Source organism: Asanoa ishikariensis (genome assembly GCF_900107455.1).
Classification (GTDB): domain Bacteria; phylum Actinomycetota; class Actinomycetes; order Mycobacteriales; family Micromonosporaceae; genus Asanoa; species Asanoa ishikariensis.
Genome location: NZ_FNQB01000003.1, coordinates 910,784 through 926,460 on the forward strand (window position 1 = coordinate 910,784; position 15,677 = coordinate 926,460).

Here is a 15,677-nt window from a genome sequence, read left to right on the forward strand (position 1 = left end):
GGCGGTGGTGCGTATGTGGGTGCAGAGCAAAGGACTGGGCGGCATGAAGGTCGCCGGGCTGGGTATGCGCCGATATGTACGGCATGACCACAGGTTGTACGGAGGCGATGGCCGTGCTCAGTCAGAGCGACCGGCAGCGGTTGGCCGAGATCGAGCGGCACCTGGCGCTCGAAGATCCGCGGTTCGCCAGGCGGATGCGAGGGCGCAGCCGGCAATGGTTGGGGCTCGTGGTGCCTATCGTGATCATCGTCGCGCTGCTCGCCCTGACGCCGATGATGCTGATCATGTGGAACCGGCCCGGCGTGGCCGCGCTGGGTGTCGTCGCGGCGCTCGCCATGATGACCTGGTTCGTCGGCCGCACCGCCTCCCCGCGCTGGCGCCGACGATCCCGCAACCCGTGGTGACCGCACGCGAGAAGCTCGCGCCCTATCGAGGCAAGCGGGACTTCGGCAAGACGCCCGAGCCGTCCGGCGCACGGAAGGCCGGCCCCAACTCTCCCGAGCGGCGCTTCGTGGTGCAGCGGCACCGGGCCCGCAACCTCCATTACGACTTTCGCCTCGAGATCGACGGTGTGCTGGTGAGCTGGGCGGTGCCGAAGGGCCCGACGCTCAGTGCCGGGGTGCGCCGCGGCGCGTACCACGTCGAGGACCACCCCATGGAGTACATCGACTTCGAGGGCGTGATCCCGGCCGGCGAGTACGGCGGCGGCGACGTGATCGTCTGGGACATCGGCACGTGGGAGCCGCAGGAGCAGGACCCGGCCAAGGCGATCGCCGACGGTGAGTTGCACGCCGACCTGCACGGCGAGAAGCTCAACGGCCGGTTCGTCTTCGTACGCACCCGGGCCGACGACTGGATCCTCCTGCACAAGAAGGACGCGTACGCGAAGCCGAACTGGGATCCGGAGAAGCATCCCCAGTCGGTCCTCTCCGGGCGCACCAACGACGAGGTGAAGGCGGACCCGGACCGGCTGTGGCGGTCGGACCTGCCGGCGGCGACGGCCAGCCTGGCCCTGAAGCCCGACGCCGGGACCGAGGCCGACCCGGACGAGCTCAAGGCGCTGGACCGGCTCAAGACCCAGGGCACCTGGCACGTCTTCGGCCGCGACCTCAAGGTGACCAACCTCGACAAGGTGCTGTTTCCGGGGCGCGGGCGGGGCAAGCCGATCACCAAGCGGGACTTCCTGCGCTACACGGCCCAGATCGCGCCGACGATCCTGCCCTACCTGACCCGGCGGCCGCTCAACCTGCACCGCTATCCCGACGGCGCGGGCACCAAGGGGTTCTGGCAGAAGGAGCTCCCCGGGCACGCGCCCGACTGGCTCGCCCGCTGGGACAACCCGGACGCCGCACCGGGCGACTCGCGGACCTATCTTGTCGCCGACGAACCGGCGGCGCTGCTGTGGGCGGCCAACTCCGGGGCGCTGGAGTGGCACGCGTGGACGTCCCAGGTGGACAAGCCGGACAAGCCGACGTACGCCCTGATCGATCTCGACCCGGGCACCGACACGAAGTGGGCGGACCTGGTGGCGCTGGCCCGGCTGCACCGCGACGCGCTGGACCATCTCGGCGTGCTGTCCCGGGCCAAGCTGACCGGCAAGCGCGGCATCCAGATCTGGATCCCGATCACCCGCGGCCCGTCGTACGCGACCACGCGCGCCTGGGTCGAGAAGCTGTCCCGCACGGTCGCCGCGGCGGCACCGGAGCTGGTGAGCTGGAAGTGGCAGAAGTCCGAGCGGGACGGTCTGGCGCGGCTGGACTACACCCAGAACGCGATCGGCAACACGCTGGTCGCGCCCTACAGTCCCCGGCCGGCGGCCGGTGCGCCGGTGTCGGCGCCGATCCACTGGGACGAGCTCTCCGACCGCAAGCTGCGACCGGACACGTTCACCATGAAGACGGTTCTGCGTCGGCTGGCGACCGAGGGCGACCCGTTCCACGACGTGGTGGTGGCCCGGCAGAAGCTGCCCCGGCTGAAGTGACGGAACTTTTTGCCGCGCGGCTGTCGTTAACCGGCGATTATTGACGTCGCCATCTCGCATGGAGATACTTCCATCCGTCAATGTTTCCCACTTGACGGGAGGCGCTCCATGCGCCGCGTACTCACCAAGCTTCTCGCAGTCCTCTCCCTCGCCGTCGCGTCGACGGCGGTCGGCCTGGTCACGACCGCGGGCGCCGCGCAGGCCGACGGTTGCTACACCTGGGGTCGCACGCTGTCCGAGGGCATGTCCGGCGAAGACGTGCGCCAGCTTCAGATCCGAGTCGCCGGCTACCCCGGCACCGGCGGCGTCATCGGGATCGACGGCGCCTTCGGCCCGGCGACCCGGTCGGCGGTGGTCCGGTTCCAGCAGGCGTACGGCCTGGGCGCCGACGGCATCGCCGGCCCCAACACGTTCAACCGCCTCTACGCGCTGCAGGACGACGACTGCACGCCGGTCAACTTCGCCTACGCGGAGCTCAACAACTGCAACAGCACCTGGGCGGGCGGCAACGTCTCGGCGGCCACGGCGCGGTTCAACGCCCTGGTCACCATGTGGAAGCTCCAGGCGCTCCGGCACGCCCTCGGCGACCAACAGATCCGGGTCACGAGCGGGTTCCGCAGCCAGGCCTGCAACTCCGCGGTCGGCGGGGCGAGCAGCAGCCGTCACCTCTACGGCGACGCCGCCGACCTCGGCGCCGGGCCGCACTCGCTGTGCACGTTGGCCCAGGCGGCCCGCAATCACGGGTTCGCGGGCATCCTCGGCCCCGGCTACCCGGACCACAACGACCACACCCACGTCGACGGCCGCCCGAGCCGCTTCTGGTCGGCACCCAACTGCGGCGTCGGCGGCCGAAGCATGCGGGACCCGCTAGACGACAACTGACCCCTTCGGGCGCCGCGGCACGGCATGTTGGAGCCATGGAGGTACTCAGCAGCCGCATCCTGCTCCGACCGTCCGACGTCGAGCGCAGCCAGCGTTTCTACCGGGAGGTGCTCGGGCTCGCGGTCTACCGCGAGTTCGGGCCGCCTTCGCATCCGGGGCTGGTCTTCTTCCTCGGCCAGGGGTTGCTGGAGGTCTCCGGCGGCTCGCCCGGTGAGGCGCCGGGGCCGGTGCAGATCTGGCTCCAGGTGCGCGACGTGCGGGCCGAGCATTCACGTCTGGTCGCGGCCGGGGTGACCGTCACCCGTTCGCCACGGACGGAGCCCTGGGGGCTGGTCGAGATGTCGATCGAAGATCCGGACGGCGTACGTATCGTCCTCGTCGAAGTGCCGCCTGAGCACCCGCTGCGCCGCGATCCTCGGTGACCGCACGCCGGCGAGCCCTGTCGAAGTGCCGCCTGAGCACCCGCTACGCCGCGATCCTCGGTGACCGCACGCCAGCGAGCCCTGTCGAAGTGCCGCCTGAGCACCCGCTGCGCCGCGATCCTCGGTGACCGCACGCCAGCGAGCGCTGGGCGCGGACGGCGACCCGCGCGGGTGACCCGCCGCCGCGACCCTGCGCCGTGAACCGCCCTCCGCCGCGACCGTCGGTGGATGCGGCGCGGACGCCGCACTGTCCGGTGTGGTCACACCCTCTAAAGCGTCCTAGGAAGATGGATTGGTCAGGTCGTGGTGACCGGGAGCGTGGCGTAGCCGCGCAGGACCAGGCGGTCGCGGCGCTCGGCGCCCTCGGCCAGGGCCAGCCGGGGCAGCATGGTCAGCAGGAGCGGGAACGCGACCTGGGCCTCGAGCCGGGCCAGCGGCGCGCCGAGGCAGTAGTGGGCGCCGCCGCCGAAGGAGACCGGCTGGATGTTGGGGCGGTCCGGGTCGAAGCGGTGCGGGTCCGGGTAGCGAGCCGGGTCCCGGTTGGCGGCGCCGAGCAGGATGGTCAGATCCGCTCCCGCCGGCAGCGTGAGCCCGTCCCCGACGTCGAGCGGCTCGGTGGTGGAGCGGGAGGTTAGCTGCACCGGCGAGTCGTACCGCAGCATCTCCTCGACGTACGCCGGCGCGAGGTCCGGATCGGCGCGCAGCCGGTCGGCGAGATCTGGACGCTCCAGCAGGATCGCGATGCCGGTGCCGAGCAGGTTGGTGGTCGTCTCGAAGCCGGCGACCAGCAACAGCACGAGGTTGGCCAGTAGTTCCGCGCCGGTCAGGCCGGCGTCGTCGGCCGCGGCGGCGACGAGGGCGCTGGTCAGGTCCTCCTGCGGTGCCCGCTGGCGCTCGGCGATCAGGCCGATGAAGTAGTCCTCCAGGTCGCGCCCGGCCACGTCCGCGAGCCGCATCTCCTCCTCGGTGCTGACCATCTCGAGCACCGCGGTCAGGTCGGCGGCCCGCTGGCGGAACCACGGCCGGTCGGCCTCCGGAATGCCGAGCAGAGCGCAGATCACACCGATCGGCAGCGGGTACGCGAACGCGGTCATGAAGTCCGCCTCGCCCGGCATCTCCTTGACGAGGTCCTGCGCCTGGGCGGCGATGACGTCGCGGAGGGCGGCGACACGCCGGGCGGTGAAGGTTGCGGCGGCTGCCCGGCGTACCCGCGTGTGGTCCGGCGCGTTGGTCTGCAACATGGACAGCACGATCGACGCGACACCACGGTTGTCCCGCCAGGTCGGCCAGAAACCGTCGTAGTCGGCGGCGTCCGCGACACGCAGGCCCGGGTCGCGCAGCAGGCGGCTGGTCAGCGCGTGGGTGCTGACGTACCAGCGGCCGTCCGGCGTGTCGAAGACCGGCGCGTGGGCGCGGATGACGTCGTACGCGGGGTACGGATCGAGGCGTCCTTCCGGCCTGGACAGCGACGTCAGAGCGGTCTGAAAGTCCATTTCGTGCCCTCCCCTGCCCCCAGCCACCCTAACGGCCGCGGGCCAATGCCGAGCGGACAGCTGATCATGACTGATCCGACGACCGCAATAGGATGAATTGGACGATTCGGACGTTACGGGACGTTTTTGACGTGCTTTTGGTGCCAGATGTCCGCAATGATCTGAACATCCCCGTTACACCAAGGACACCTTCGGAGGAAGTTGTGCGCAAGATCGTCGGAATCGCTTCCGCTTCACTGATCGCCCTCGGGTCCGTCCTCGTCGGTGCCGCATCGGCCTCGGCGGCGCCGCGCCCGCAGCGTCCGGCTCCGGCCGTCGTGCAGATCCAGTCGATCCAGTACGACGCACCCGGCCGCGACACCCGCACCAACCAGAGCCTCAACGGCGAGTTCCTGACGCTGGTCAACCACGGCCGCCGCGCCGTGAACCTGAACGGCTACGAGATCTCGGACCGCGTGAACCACGTCTACCGGTTCGGCAACGTGTGGATCGCGGGCGACGGCGGCACGGTCCGCCTGCACACCGGTAACGGCCGCAACACCAACCGCGCCGTCTTCTGGCGGAGTGGCAACCACATCTGGAACAACGACGGCGACACCGCCACCCTGACCGGCCCGCGCGGCCGGGCGATCGACAGCTGCTCGTACCGCGAGCGCGACTTCCGTGACGGCGATGGCCGTGACGGTCGCGATGGCCGTGACGGTCGTGATGGCCGTGACGGTCGTGACGGTCGCGATGGCCGTGACGGTCGCGATGGTGACGGTCGCGATGGCCGTGACGGCCGGGGCGACCGCGACCGCGACGGGGTGGGCCGGGTCGCCTGCTGACCCAGGTTTGATCGGGGAGGGCTCCGGTGGCTTCTGCCACCGGAGTCCTCCCGTTTTACCGTGGGCAGCCCTCGCGGTGCGTTAGCAAGGGTCCCTTCCTATGCGGAAAGCGTTAACAAGGGTCCCTTGCTTGGTCTTAGATCTGCTCGACGCGGCTGACCAGCGGCAGGGTGGCTTCGACGACGCGATCCCACTCGTAGCAGGTGCCGGCGACGAAGGCGTCGCTGCCGGGCTGGCGGCGGGCGAAGACACCGCTGCCGTAGCTGCTGCCGACCAGCAGGGTCGTCCGCTCCTGGCGCAACGGGTCGTCCTCGGCCAGCGGGATGCCGCGCACCCGGCCGCCCGGGGTGAACGGCACGCCGTGGCCGACCAGGAAGACCTCGACGCCGCGGCTGTTCAAGTAGGCGTACGTGATCAGGCTGTCCACCGCCATGTACCGCAGGTCGCCGATGTTGACGACGAGGATCGCCGCGTCCTTCGCCTGGGTCGCCTGGTTCTCGATCTGCGCCGACATCGCGTCCAGTTCGGCGGCCGCAGTTGGGCTGACCGGTTCGGTGCGGGCCAGCACGTCGTACGGGGTTGTGCGCTGCGCCGGCCGCGGGCCCACCCGCGCGAGCAGTTGGTCCGACGGACGGATGGCGGTCGGCAGCGGCCCCGGCCGGCCGAAAAGCCACCCCTGGCCGAGGGTCGCGCCGAGTGAACGGGCGACGTCCACGTGCTCGTGCCGCTCGACTCCCTCGGCCACGATCTGCGCGCCACGCAGCAGCGCGTCCTCGAGGACGGCGTTGATGACATGCGAGTCCGCCGCGTCGTTCTGGATGATCGTGCGGTCGAGCTTGATCACGTCGGGGTTGATCAGCGGCATCGCGGCCAGGCTCGCCGGGTCGACGCCGATGTCGTCGAGCGCGATCCGCGCGGTGCGCTTACGCGCGTCGCCGACGGCGTCGAGCAGCCCGGCGGGGCGGCGGGTCACCGCCTTCTCGGTGATCTCCACGACCACGTTGCTGTCACCCATCACCTCGGCGTACGCGGGTGTCACCCCGTCCTCGGTCTCGTTGCTGAGGGTGTCGGGGTTGAAGTTGATGAACAGGGCGAGCTCCCGCATCCCGGCGTCGTGGAACGCCCGGCTCGCGAGGACCGCGCACAACTCGTCGAGCTCGGCCGCCCGGCCGGCCTCCGTGGCCGCCGCGAACAACGCGGCCGGGCTACGCAGCCGACCTTCCGGCCCCCGGGCGAACGCCTCGTAGCCGACCGGCCGTTGGTCGACGAGCGAGACCACCGGCTGGAAGACCGGCTCGATCAGCCGCTCCCGCATGATGTCGTCGAACTCTTCGTCAACCGGAAGGTCTACCTCGAAGCCCATACTCCGAGCCTGCGATGAAGGCCGTGTCACCGCCACCGCTTCTGGTAGCTCGGGTCCGTTTTTATCCCGACGAAGAGCCAGTAAGAACCCATAGCGGGACGACCGCCATACTCTCCGGAAGCCGCGAAGGAGGTGTGGCCCCAGTGGCGGACCCGCCCGGACCCACGACGACGAGCCGGCTGGCGGTATGGGCGCTGGTCGCACTCGCCGCCGCCGACGTGCTGCGCACGGTGCTCGCGGTGGGCCATTACGAGCAGCGGATCGACTCGGTGACGCACGGGAACCTCGACCCGATCACGCCCGCGCTGTACGCCTATCTGCTGCTGGACCACCTCTCTCCGACTGGTGTTGAACCGTCCACTGTGGGGCGTCAGGTGTGGTTCGTCGTCGCTCTGGTCGCCGGGGCCGCCTTCATCGCCTGGCTGTACCAGGCGTCCCGCACCGCGCAACGACTCGCCGGCGCGTCGACCTGGGCGCCTGGGTGGGCGGTGGGCGGCTGGTTCATCCCGATCGCCAACCTGGCCATCCCCTACCTCGTGGTGCGAGACCTACACCGGGCCAGCGACATTCGGCCGCCCGACCAGGCGCGCGACCTGCACCAGGCCAGCGACATTCGGCCGCCCGACCAGATGCGCGACCCGCACGGGGGCGGCGACGCTCTGCCTCCTGAACAGGTGCTTCGGTCGCCTCGGCGTCAGCCGGAGCAGCGAATCCGGATCGGTCGATGGTGGACGCTCGTTCTCCTCACCGTTGCCTGCGTCGTGGTGCGGTGGCTCTACGACCTGACCACCGCGCGCGGTGGCGCATTGCACGGGACACAGGCCGACATGCGGTTCGTGACGTATCCCTTGTGGACTATCACCACCATCCTGTTCGTGAGAACGGCGAACCGCAGCGTCCGCCTCGTCAGGGAGGTGTGGCAGGGCCTGGGTTCTCTCTCGAAGGGCTGACCGGCCCGGACCAGGCCGACGAGACCGCGGCCTGGTCCGGGCCTCGCCTCGGTCCGCCGCTCACCGACTCGCGCGGACCCTACGCCGCCACCCGTGCTTCGTGGGTGGCGCGGACCCGGTCCCACAGGGCCGTGCGTTCCTCGGCGGTCACGTCGTCGAGGCCTAGGTTGAACAGGCCGGCAAGCATGGCCCACCACTCTTCCCGGTTGGTGACGTCGCGCCGGGCGATGCCGGTTGCGCTGACCGTCGTCAGGGTCAGGCCGCGCAGGATGTCGGCTCCCGCGACGTGCCTGCGTTGGGCGGTCAGTGTGCGGACGAAGCCGGACTCCGGCGACGTGGTCAGCTCGACGTGCATCGCCGCGAAGTCGGCAGGCATCGCCTCGGCCGTGCGGAAGTCCATGCCGACGAAGGCGCCGAACGGGGCGTGGGTCAGGCGCCAGCCGTCGGGCTCGACCGCCGAGTGGCCTAGGTGGAACGCGTAGGGGCCCTGCTCGAAGGAGCCCGGCGTCAACGGGACCGGTGCGTGCAGGCCGTCGCCTAGGCCCACGTCGGCGAACCAGACGCCGGCCGGGCACTCCGGTGTGGGTAGGCCGTGGACGGTCAGCACCAGGTGGTTGCCGTTGGCACCGACCGGCTCGGCGGCCGCGTGGCCCTGGACGCCGCCCACGTGCCAGCGCACGTCGTAGCCCAGCTCGGTGAGCAGCGCGGACATCGCGCCGTTGAGGTGGTAGCAGTAGCCGCCCCGGCCGAGACGGGCGATCCGGTCGGCTGACTCGAGCGGATCGACAGTGGTGGTGCGGCCGAGGTGGATGTCGAACGTGGTGTAGGCGATGCGCTCGGCGTGGGCACGGTGCAGCGTGGCGAGGGCGGCGGCGCTCGGCGGCTCGGCGCGCAGGCCGAGCCGACGGAGGTAGGTGGACACGTCGATCATGCGGTGACGCTAACGCGAGGGTGCGACGTTTTCCGTGGCGCGCCCACGCATCCCGGGCGGTGCGCCGGGTATGCGGCATTGGTGGAAGGCCGGCTGCCGGGGGTACGCGCGGGGGCCGGGCCGAGGCGTTTGATCGCCCGACTGTCGGAAGCTCTGGGCGGGCCGGTCCGGGCCCGCGTGATCGTCCTGTTGGCGTTCGTGCTGGCGCTGAACTCCGCCGACAGCGGGACGATCGGAGCGGTCGGCGCGCCGTTGGAGGCCGACCTCGGCATCTCGCACGCGCAGCTCGGCCTCTTCGCGACCGTCTCGTCCGGGGTCGGCGCTGTCGCCGCCCCGATAGCCGGCGTGCTCGCCGACCGGACCCTCCGGGTCCGGCTGCTCGCGATCACGATCGCCGTCTGGGGCGCCTCGATGGTGGTCGGCGGGCTCGCGCCGGACTACCTCTGGCTGCTGCTGTCCCGGATCACCCTCGGCGCCGCGGTGGCCGCCTCCGGCCCGATCGTCGCTTCGCTGATCGGCGACCTCTTTCCCGCCGGCGAACGGGCGAAGATCTACGGCTGGGTACTCACCGGTGAGCTGGTCGGCGCCGGCCTCGCCCTACTGGTCGGCGGCGACGTCGCTGCCTGGCTCTCGTGGCGGGCGCCCTTCCTCGGGCTTGCCGTGCTCAGCCTCGGGCTGGCTGCCGCGCTCTGGCGGCTGATGCCCGAGCCCAGCCGCACCGGCGCCAGCCGCTTACCACCCGCCGCAGGCCTGCACCGGCGACGGGACCAAGACCGCAGCCAGGATCCGATCCACGGCCGGGACCACGGCCGGGACCACGGCCCGGACCACGGCCCGGACCACGGCCCGGACCAGAGCCACAGCCGGGACGACGGCCAGCACCAGGTCCGCAGTCGGGACCTGGACCAGGGTCAGGATCCGGACTACGGCCAAGGCCAGGAAATGGGCCACGGCCGAAAACAGGCGGCGGACCACGCCCAGGAACAGGCCGCAGACCACGCCCAGGAACAGGCGCTGAGCCCCAGCCGGAAGCAGGCGCCGGACCGCGGTCAGGAACAGGCCGCAGACCACGCCCGGGAACAGGCGCTGAGCCCCAGCCGGAAGCAGGCGCCGGACCGCGGTCAGGAACAGGCCGCAGACCACGCCCGGGAACAGGCGCTGGGCCACGGCCGGGAACAGGCGCTGGGCCACGGCCGGGAACAGGCGGCGGACCCCGATCACGGCCAGGTGTTGGACCGTGGCCGGGAGGCTGTTCTTGACGAGGGGGTTCCGCCCGATCCGGGTCGGGTGCTGCGTGACGACCCGAACGCCATGAGCTTCTGGCAGGCCGCGCGGTACGTGCTCGGTATTCGTACTGTCCGGACGCTGATCGTTGCCACCGCGATCGGGTACTTCTTCTTCGCCGGGCTGCGCACCTTCGCATTGATCTTCGCCCTCGATCGGTACGGGCTGTCGCAGGGTCTGGTCAGCCTGGTCGTCATTCCGATCGGGCTGGGGGCGGTGGCCGGCACCCTGTTCGGCGGCCGGCTGACCGACCGGGCATTACGCCGACGCCACACGCGGGCGCGGGTCACGGTGCCGGCGGTCGCTTACTCGGCGGCCGCACTGTTCTTCCTGCCCGGCCTGCTCGTCGCCGAGATCTGGTTGTCGATCGGCTTCTTCACCCTCGGCGCCTGCTGCCTCGCCGCCGCCAATCCGCCGCTCGGCGCCGCCCGGCTCGACATCGTGCCCGCCGCGCTGTGGGGGCGCGCGGAGAGCGTGCGCACCGTGCTCCAGCTCGCCGCCGAAGCGGCCGGCCCCGTCGCCTTCGGATTCGTCGCCGACGAGCTCGGTGGCCCGGCCGGGCGCGGTGGCGGGCTGCGCTCCGCGTTCCTCATCATGCTCGTGCCACTGCTGCTCAACGGCCTGCTCCTGCTTCGGGCCCGGCGCACCTACCGCACCGACGTGGCCACCGCCGCCGCGGCCCGCCCGGCCGACACCCAGCTCACGAAGCCGCGTTGACCGCGGAGCCCAGCCGCTCCAGAGCCTCCCCGAAGACGTCCGGCGGCAGGTGTCCGAACCCCAGCCGGAACACCCGGTCGGACTCGAAGAACCAGGACCCTCGCCCCACCCGCACATCGCGCGCGGCAAGCGCGGCGTAGAACCGCGAGACCGACACCTCCGGCCGCAACCGCAGGCAGCAGAGCGCGCCGGCATCCGGGCGAAGCAGCTCCAGCGAAGGCACCTCCGACACCCAGGACGTCAGGGTGGCCAGGGCAAAGCCCAACGCCTCCCGCCGCGAACCCAGCACCGAATCCCGCTGCCGCAGCACCTCCAACGCCAGCAGCTCGTCGACGCCCGACCCGGTGATCAGCGTCGTGAACTTGGCTCGGCGCAGCCGCTCGTACAACGCGGGCGCGGTCGCGGTCAGCCAGCCGACCCGCAGGCCTGGGGCGCCATAGGCCTTCGACAGCGACGAGCACGTCACCACCGACGGGCCGAGCGACGCGGCCGACGGTGCCGGCACACCGTCGTACGCGCCGTCCCGGTAGGTCTCGTCCACCAGCACCACCGCGTCCGGTGCCACCGCCGCCACCCCGGCCACCAGGTCGGCCAGGTCGCGGGCGGCAAGACGTACGCCGGACGGGTTCTGGGGTGAGGCGACCGAGACCAGCCGGGTCGTGGGGCGGACGGCCGCCACAACAGCGGGCACGTCGAGCCGGTAGCCCGCGTCGAAGGACAGCGGCACCGTCGAGACCGAGGCGCGCAGTGAGTTCAGCACCGACACCGCCGGCGGGAAGCACGGCGTCGCCACCACCGCGTGGTCGCCGGCCTCGCAGGTGACCATGGCGAGCAGGAACATCCCCGCGACACCGCCGGGCGTCAGCAGCACCTCGTCGGCGTCGACACCAAGATCCTTGGCCACCACGGTACGCAGCGCGGGCGAACCGGGCGTCGTCCCGTACCCGATGGCCAGGTCGTCGAGCAGCCCCGGAGTGAGCAGCGAACCGAGGCGCAGCGGCGGGCTCGTGCTCTCCCCCAGGTCGTACCGGCACGGCTCGTCGACGAGGTCGGACATCGGCGTGGGCGGAAAGCGTTCCATCCACCGATGGTGGCCACAAAGCCGACGCGAGAGGCAGAGCCAATCGGCGGACGGTGGTCCGGTCGGCGACCCACCACGACCGCTCACCGCGAAGATCCGACCGCGCGCTTCGACATGCGAGACATTCATGATCGTCTTACTATCGAAACGGTTCATTGCGGCAGGAGGCACACCAATGGCCCTGTTATCCGCTCTCGATCGTGAGCACACCGTCGCACCCCCGGGGTTCAGCAGGTGGCTGATTCCCCCCGCGGCGCTCGCCGTGCATCTGTGCATCGGCCAGGCGTACGCCACCAGCGTCTACAAGAACTCGTTCGTCGCGCACTTCGGCGCGAGCCAGACCGCGATCGGCATCATCTTCAGCATCGCGATCGTCATGCTCGGCCTGTCGGCCGCCGTCGCCGGCACCTGGGTGGAGAACAACGGACCGCGCAAGGCGATGTTCGTCTCGGCCTCGTTCTGGGCCACCGGCTTCCTGGTCAGCGCGCTCGGCATCGCGACCGAACAGCTCTGGCTGGTCTACCTCGGGTACGGGGTGATCGGCGGCATCGGCCTGGGCATCGGCTACATCTCCCCCGTCTCCACCCTGATCAAGTGGTTCCCCGACCGGCCGGGCCTCGCCACCGGGCTGGCCATCATGGGCTTCGGCGGCGGCGCGCTGATCGCCGGCCCGGCCTCTCGCCAGCTCCTGTCGTTCTACGACGCGGGCTACGACCCCAACGTCAGCACCTCGGTCGCGTCGGGCGGCGCGCTCGTGGCGCTCTTCCTGACCCTGGGCATCGGGTACTTCCTGATCATGATGTTCGGGGTGTTCAACGTGCGGGTGCCGGCCGAGGGCTGGCGGCCGGAGGGCTTCGACCCGGCCACCGTGGCGGCCAAGCCGCTGGTCACCACCGCGAGCGTGTCGGCCGCCAACGCGATCAGGACGCGCTCGTTCTGGCTGCTCTGGATCGTGCTGTTCTGCAACGTGACCGCCGGCATCGGCATCCTGGAGCAGGCCAGCCCGATGATCCAGGACTTCTTCCGGGAGGGTACGACGTCGACCGTCGCCGTCTCGGCGGCCGCCGGCTTCGTCGGCGTGCTCTCGCTGTTCAACATGGCCGGCCGGTTCGCCTGGTCGTCCACCTCGGATCTGATCGGCCGCAAGCCGATCTACCTGGTGTACCTCGGCGTCGGCATGGTGCTCTACGCCCTGCTGGCCTCGGTCGGGCACACCGCGACCGCACTGTTCGTGCTGCTCGCGGGCGTGATCCTGTCGTTCTACGGCGGCGGGTTCGCGACCGTGCCGGCGTACCTGCGCGACCTGTTCGGCACCTACCAGGTGGGCGCGATCCACGGCCGGCTGCTGACCGCCTGGTCGGCGGCGGGCGTGGCCGGACCGCTGATCATCAACGGGTTCCTCGACGCGCAGGGCAAGCCTGGCTCGCTGACCGCCGAGGCGTACCGGCCGGCGCTGTTCACCATGGTCGGTGTGCTGGCGATCGGGTTCCTGGCGAACCTGCTGATCCGGCCGGTGCCGGAGCGGTATCACGAGCAGGCGGCAACTCAGGCGAAACCGACCAAACACAAGGAGGCGGCGGCATGAGTACGCGGCTCGCGGTGTCCTGGACCTTGATCGCGATCCTGTTGGGCTACGGAGTGGTGGAGACCGTGATCACCGCGGTCAAGCTGTTCCAGTGACCTTCGTCGGCGGCGTCGGCCTGGGCAGGTATCGGCCGCGGGCGACCGCGACCAGCGTGCGCAGGGCGATGCCGCCGACCAGCAGTGTGATCAGGCCGATCACCAACCAGCTCAGCGCGAGGTGGGGCGCCGGCCGGCCCATGTTGATCCAGATCAGCGTGACGTTGGCGACGACGGCGTAGGCGAACGAGAACGCCCAGAACCCGGGGCCGAACTTCAGCCGGACGAACGCGGGCAGGAAACGGAACTGGGCGATCACGAGGAGCACGCCGTACCCGGCGATGGCCGTGGCGACCAGGTCGATCCGGTTGCCGTTGAGTGCGAGGTAGGCCAGGCTGGCGACCGCCGCCGGCGCCGCCTCGATGGCCAGCGTCGGGATCAGTGGCGGCGCCAGCAGCGGGTTCACGAACAGCCGGTTCATGATGATCGAACCCATCACCAGCCAGCAGATCAGGCCCAGCCCGAACAGGAACTCGGCGAGCCGGCGCTGGCCGATGTCGGACGCGGCGGCGGACGCGACGAGTCCACCGGCGACGGTGGGCAGGAAGTAGCCCGGATGGATCTTCGGCGCGTCCAGCGGTGCGTAGATCCATTGCCCCGTGATCCAGCCGCCGAACAGCACCGTGAGCGCGATGAAGACGTCGACCACCGCCACCGCTGCCGTGTGCGCCCGAGGTTCCAGCCCCTGCGCGGCCAGCAGCATGGGCGTGATCAACGCGAGCGAGATGAACGGCGCGAAGATGTCGTCGGTCAGGTCGGCCCGCACGTCGCGGGGATGCCGGAAGTAGACGACGCAGCACACCGCCCAGACGACCCCCGCCAGGACCAGCAGTGCGTCGGTGACCCCCGCCGGGGAGATGCCGTACGACTGCGCCGTCTCCCAAACCCCCGCCAGGCCGGTCAGTCCGAACGGCATGCTGAAGACGTTTGGTGGCACTTTGGTGTGAGCTGCCACGAATGCGACGTTACCGGCTCAGGGTTCCCTCGCGCGGCCGCATCCGGCATCCTCGATGGATGGGTGAGGTCTACCCGCTCCCGGGAGTTGGCGACACCTTCGACGACGTACGCGACGGCGGACGCCGACTGCGGGTCAGCGTGTACGCGGACCGCGGCATGGTGGTGCTCTCGCTGTGGTCCGGTGTGGCCTGCCGGGCGTCGTTCCGGCTGGCCGCCGCCGACGCCGAGCGGCTGCGGGCCGCCCTCGAACTGCCGGCGGAGACCGCACCGGACCCGCCCGTCAGCGCTTGCGGATGAGAGTGACCCCGTCGCGCACCGGCAGCATGACGACACTGACCCGCGGGTCGGCGACGACGCGGTCGTTGATCTCGCGGATCGCGAGGTCGCCCTCGTCGGTGGCCGTCGGGTCGACGACCCGGCCGCCGCGCAGCACGTTGTCGAGCACGATCAGGCCGCCCGGGCGCAGCCGGGTGACCAGCTCCTCGTAGTACGCGGGGTAGCCCGGCTTGTCGGCGTCGATGAAGGCGAAGTCGATGTTCTCCTCGGCCGGCAGCGCCCGCAGCGTCTCGATCGCCGGCGCGATCCGCAGGTCGATCCGGTCGGCGACGCCGGCCCGGTCCCAGTAGCGCCGGGCGATCGAGGTCCACTCGTCACTGACGTCGCAGGCCAGCAGCGTGCCGCCGGGCGCCAGCCCCCGGGCGACGCAGATCGAGGAGTAGCCGGTGAACACACCCACCTCGACGGCCCGGGTGGCGCCGACGAGCTGGACCAACATGGTCAGCAGCTCACCTTCGTCGTGCGAGATCTGCATGCCGGCCGCGTCGGGAAACGCACGGTTGGTCTCGATGGCGAGCTCGCGCAACAGGTTGTCGGCCGCCGAGGAATGGGCAAGCACGTAGTCACTGATGGCTGGGCTGGTGATGTCGGGCATGATCCCTAGCCTAGGTCGTGTCCTGTCGCTCATCGCGAGCCGAGACGGAGTCCAGGTGTCGTCTGGTGGTGGCCCGGGATTGCCGGGATACCGGTGTTGTATCTCGGTGATCCCGGGACGCCGCCAGGCGGCGGCTGGGCCCGTCGCAGGCCGCGATGAGCGACAGGACACGACCTTT

Annotated in this window: 16 protein-coding genes; 10 read left to right on the top strand and 6 right to left on the bottom strand. The window is 70.7% G+C overall.

Going from position 1 to position 15,677, the window contains the following annotated elements; all coding sequences use genetic code 11:
- The first annotated feature begins 107 nt into the window (after nt 1–107).
- The 4 genes from BLV39_RS28235 to BLV39_RS28250 all read left to right on the top strand — a co-directional run bounded on the left by BLV39_RS28235 (nt 108) and on the right by BLV39_RS28250 (nt 3,285).
- Nucleotides 108–404: a DUF3040 domain-containing protein gene (locus BLV39_RS28235; protein ID WP_176985111.1), complete on the top strand. Its 297-nt coding sequence runs from the start codon at nt 108–110 to the stop codon at nt 402–404.
- Entirely contained in the window at nt 401–1,981 is a 1,581-nt protein-coding gene (gene ligD, locus BLV39_RS28240; protein WP_218137096.1) for a non-homologous end-joining DNA ligase, read from the top strand. Before BLV39_RS28235 ends, ligD begins: the two co-directional genes overlap by 4 nt.
- Before the next feature lie 108 nt (nt 1,982–2,089).
- Nucleotides 2,090–2,863: a D-Ala-D-Ala carboxypeptidase family metallohydrolase gene (locus tag BLV39_RS28245; RefSeq protein ID WP_090799419.1), complete on the top strand. Its 774-nt coding sequence runs from the start codon at nt 2,090–2,092 to the stop codon at nt 2,861–2,863.
- A 35-nt stretch (nt 2,864–2,898) separates the two neighbouring features.
- Nucleotides 2,899–3,285 (top strand): VOC family protein, encoded by a 387-nt coding sequence (locus BLV39_RS28250; protein WP_090799422.1) that lies wholly within the window; start codon nt 2,899–2,901, stop codon nt 3,283–3,285.
- Nucleotides 3,286–3,581: 296 nt separating this feature from the next.
- Here the strand turns inward: BLV39_RS28250 and BLV39_RS28255 are convergent, their stop codons facing one another.
- Nucleotides 3,582–4,778: a cytochrome P450 gene (locus BLV39_RS28255; RefSeq protein WP_090799425.1), complete on the bottom strand. Its 1,197-nt coding sequence runs from the start codon at nt 4,776–4,778 to the stop codon at nt 3,582–3,584.
- A gap of 203 nt (nt 4,779–4,981) precedes the next feature.
- Here BLV39_RS28255 and BLV39_RS28260 point away from each other — a divergent pair, with 203 nt between their 5' ends.
- Complete coding sequence (locus BLV39_RS28260; protein ID WP_176985112.1) at nt 4,982–5,605, top strand: lamin tail domain-containing protein; 624 nt, start codon at nt 4,982–4,984, stop codon at nt 5,603–5,605.
- Nucleotides 5,606–5,741: 136 nt separating this feature from the next.
- On the opposite strand, the gene BLV39_RS28265 is transcribed toward BLV39_RS28260, so the two are convergent.
- Complete coding sequence (locus tag BLV39_RS28265) at nt 5,742–6,968, bottom strand: EAL domain-containing protein (RefSeq protein WP_090799428.1); 1,227 nt, start codon at nt 6,966–6,968, stop codon at nt 5,742–5,744.
- Nucleotides 6,969–7,111: 143 nt separating this feature from the next.
- Between BLV39_RS28265 and BLV39_RS28270 the strand changes: the two genes are divergently transcribed.
- Entirely contained in the window at nt 7,112–7,918 is an 807-nt protein-coding gene (locus tag BLV39_RS28270) for a DUF4328 domain-containing protein (RefSeq protein ID WP_176985113.1), read from the top strand.
- A gap of 79 nt (nt 7,919–7,997) precedes the next feature.
- Here BLV39_RS28270 and BLV39_RS28275 read toward each other — a convergent pair whose 3' ends face one another.
- The gene (locus tag BLV39_RS28275; protein WP_090800737.1) at nt 7,998–8,849 is read right to left on the bottom strand and encodes an arylamine N-acetyltransferase family protein; all 852 of its coding nucleotides are present in this window, start codon (nt 8,847–8,849) and stop codon (nt 7,998–8,000) included.
- 81 nt (nt 8,850–8,930) lie between these two features.
- Between BLV39_RS28275 and BLV39_RS28280 the strand changes: the two genes are divergently transcribed.
- A complete protein-coding gene (locus tag BLV39_RS28280; RefSeq protein WP_176985114.1) occupies nt 8,931–10,850 on the top strand; it encodes an MFS transporter in 1,920 nt (639 codons plus the stop codon).
- On the opposite strand, the gene BLV39_RS28285 is transcribed toward BLV39_RS28280, so the two are convergent.
- Nucleotides 10,834–11,931 carry a pyridoxal phosphate-dependent aminotransferase gene (locus BLV39_RS28285; protein WP_090799437.1) on the bottom strand — a complete coding sequence of 366 codons (1,098 nt, stop codon included), beginning with the start codon at nt 11,929–11,931 and terminating at the stop codon, nt 10,834–10,836. The two genes, BLV39_RS28280 and BLV39_RS28285, sit on opposite strands and share 17 nt — an antisense overlap.
- Before the next feature lie 175 nt (nt 11,932–12,106).
- Between BLV39_RS28285 and BLV39_RS28290 the strand changes: the two genes are divergently transcribed.
- The gene (locus BLV39_RS28290) at nt 12,107–13,516 is read left to right on the top strand and encodes an OFA family MFS transporter (RefSeq protein WP_176985115.1); all 1,410 of its coding nucleotides are present in this window, start codon (nt 12,107–12,109) and stop codon (nt 13,514–13,516) included.
- The gene (locus BLV39_RS45135; RefSeq protein WP_425304718.1) at nt 13,513–13,611 is read left to right on the top strand and encodes an MFS transporter small subunit; all 99 of its coding nucleotides are present in this window, start codon (nt 13,513–13,515) and stop codon (nt 13,609–13,611) included. The genes BLV39_RS28290 and BLV39_RS45135 overlap by 4 nt, the downstream gene beginning before the upstream one ends.
- On the opposite strand, the gene BLV39_RS28295 is transcribed toward BLV39_RS45135, so the two are convergent.
- Complete coding sequence (locus BLV39_RS28295) at nt 13,595–14,566, bottom strand: SLAC1 family transporter (protein ID WP_218137097.1); 972 nt, start codon at nt 14,564–14,566, stop codon at nt 13,595–13,597. The two genes, BLV39_RS45135 and BLV39_RS28295, sit on opposite strands and share 17 nt — an antisense overlap.
- A gap of 59 nt (nt 14,567–14,625) precedes the next feature.
- On the opposite strand from BLV39_RS28295, the gene BLV39_RS28300 reads away from it, so the two are divergent.
- A complete protein-coding gene (locus BLV39_RS28300; protein WP_090799442.1) occupies nt 14,626–14,865 on the top strand; it encodes a hypothetical protein in 240 nt (79 codons plus the stop codon).
- Here BLV39_RS28300 and BLV39_RS28305 read toward each other — a convergent pair.
- On the bottom strand, nt 14,849–15,499 hold the full coding sequence (locus BLV39_RS28305) for an O-methyltransferase (protein ID WP_090799446.1): 651 nt from the start codon (nt 15,497–15,499) through the stop codon (nt 14,849–14,851). The two genes, BLV39_RS28300 and BLV39_RS28305, sit on opposite strands and share 17 nt — an antisense overlap.
- Nucleotides 15,500–15,677: the final 178 nt, after the last annotated feature.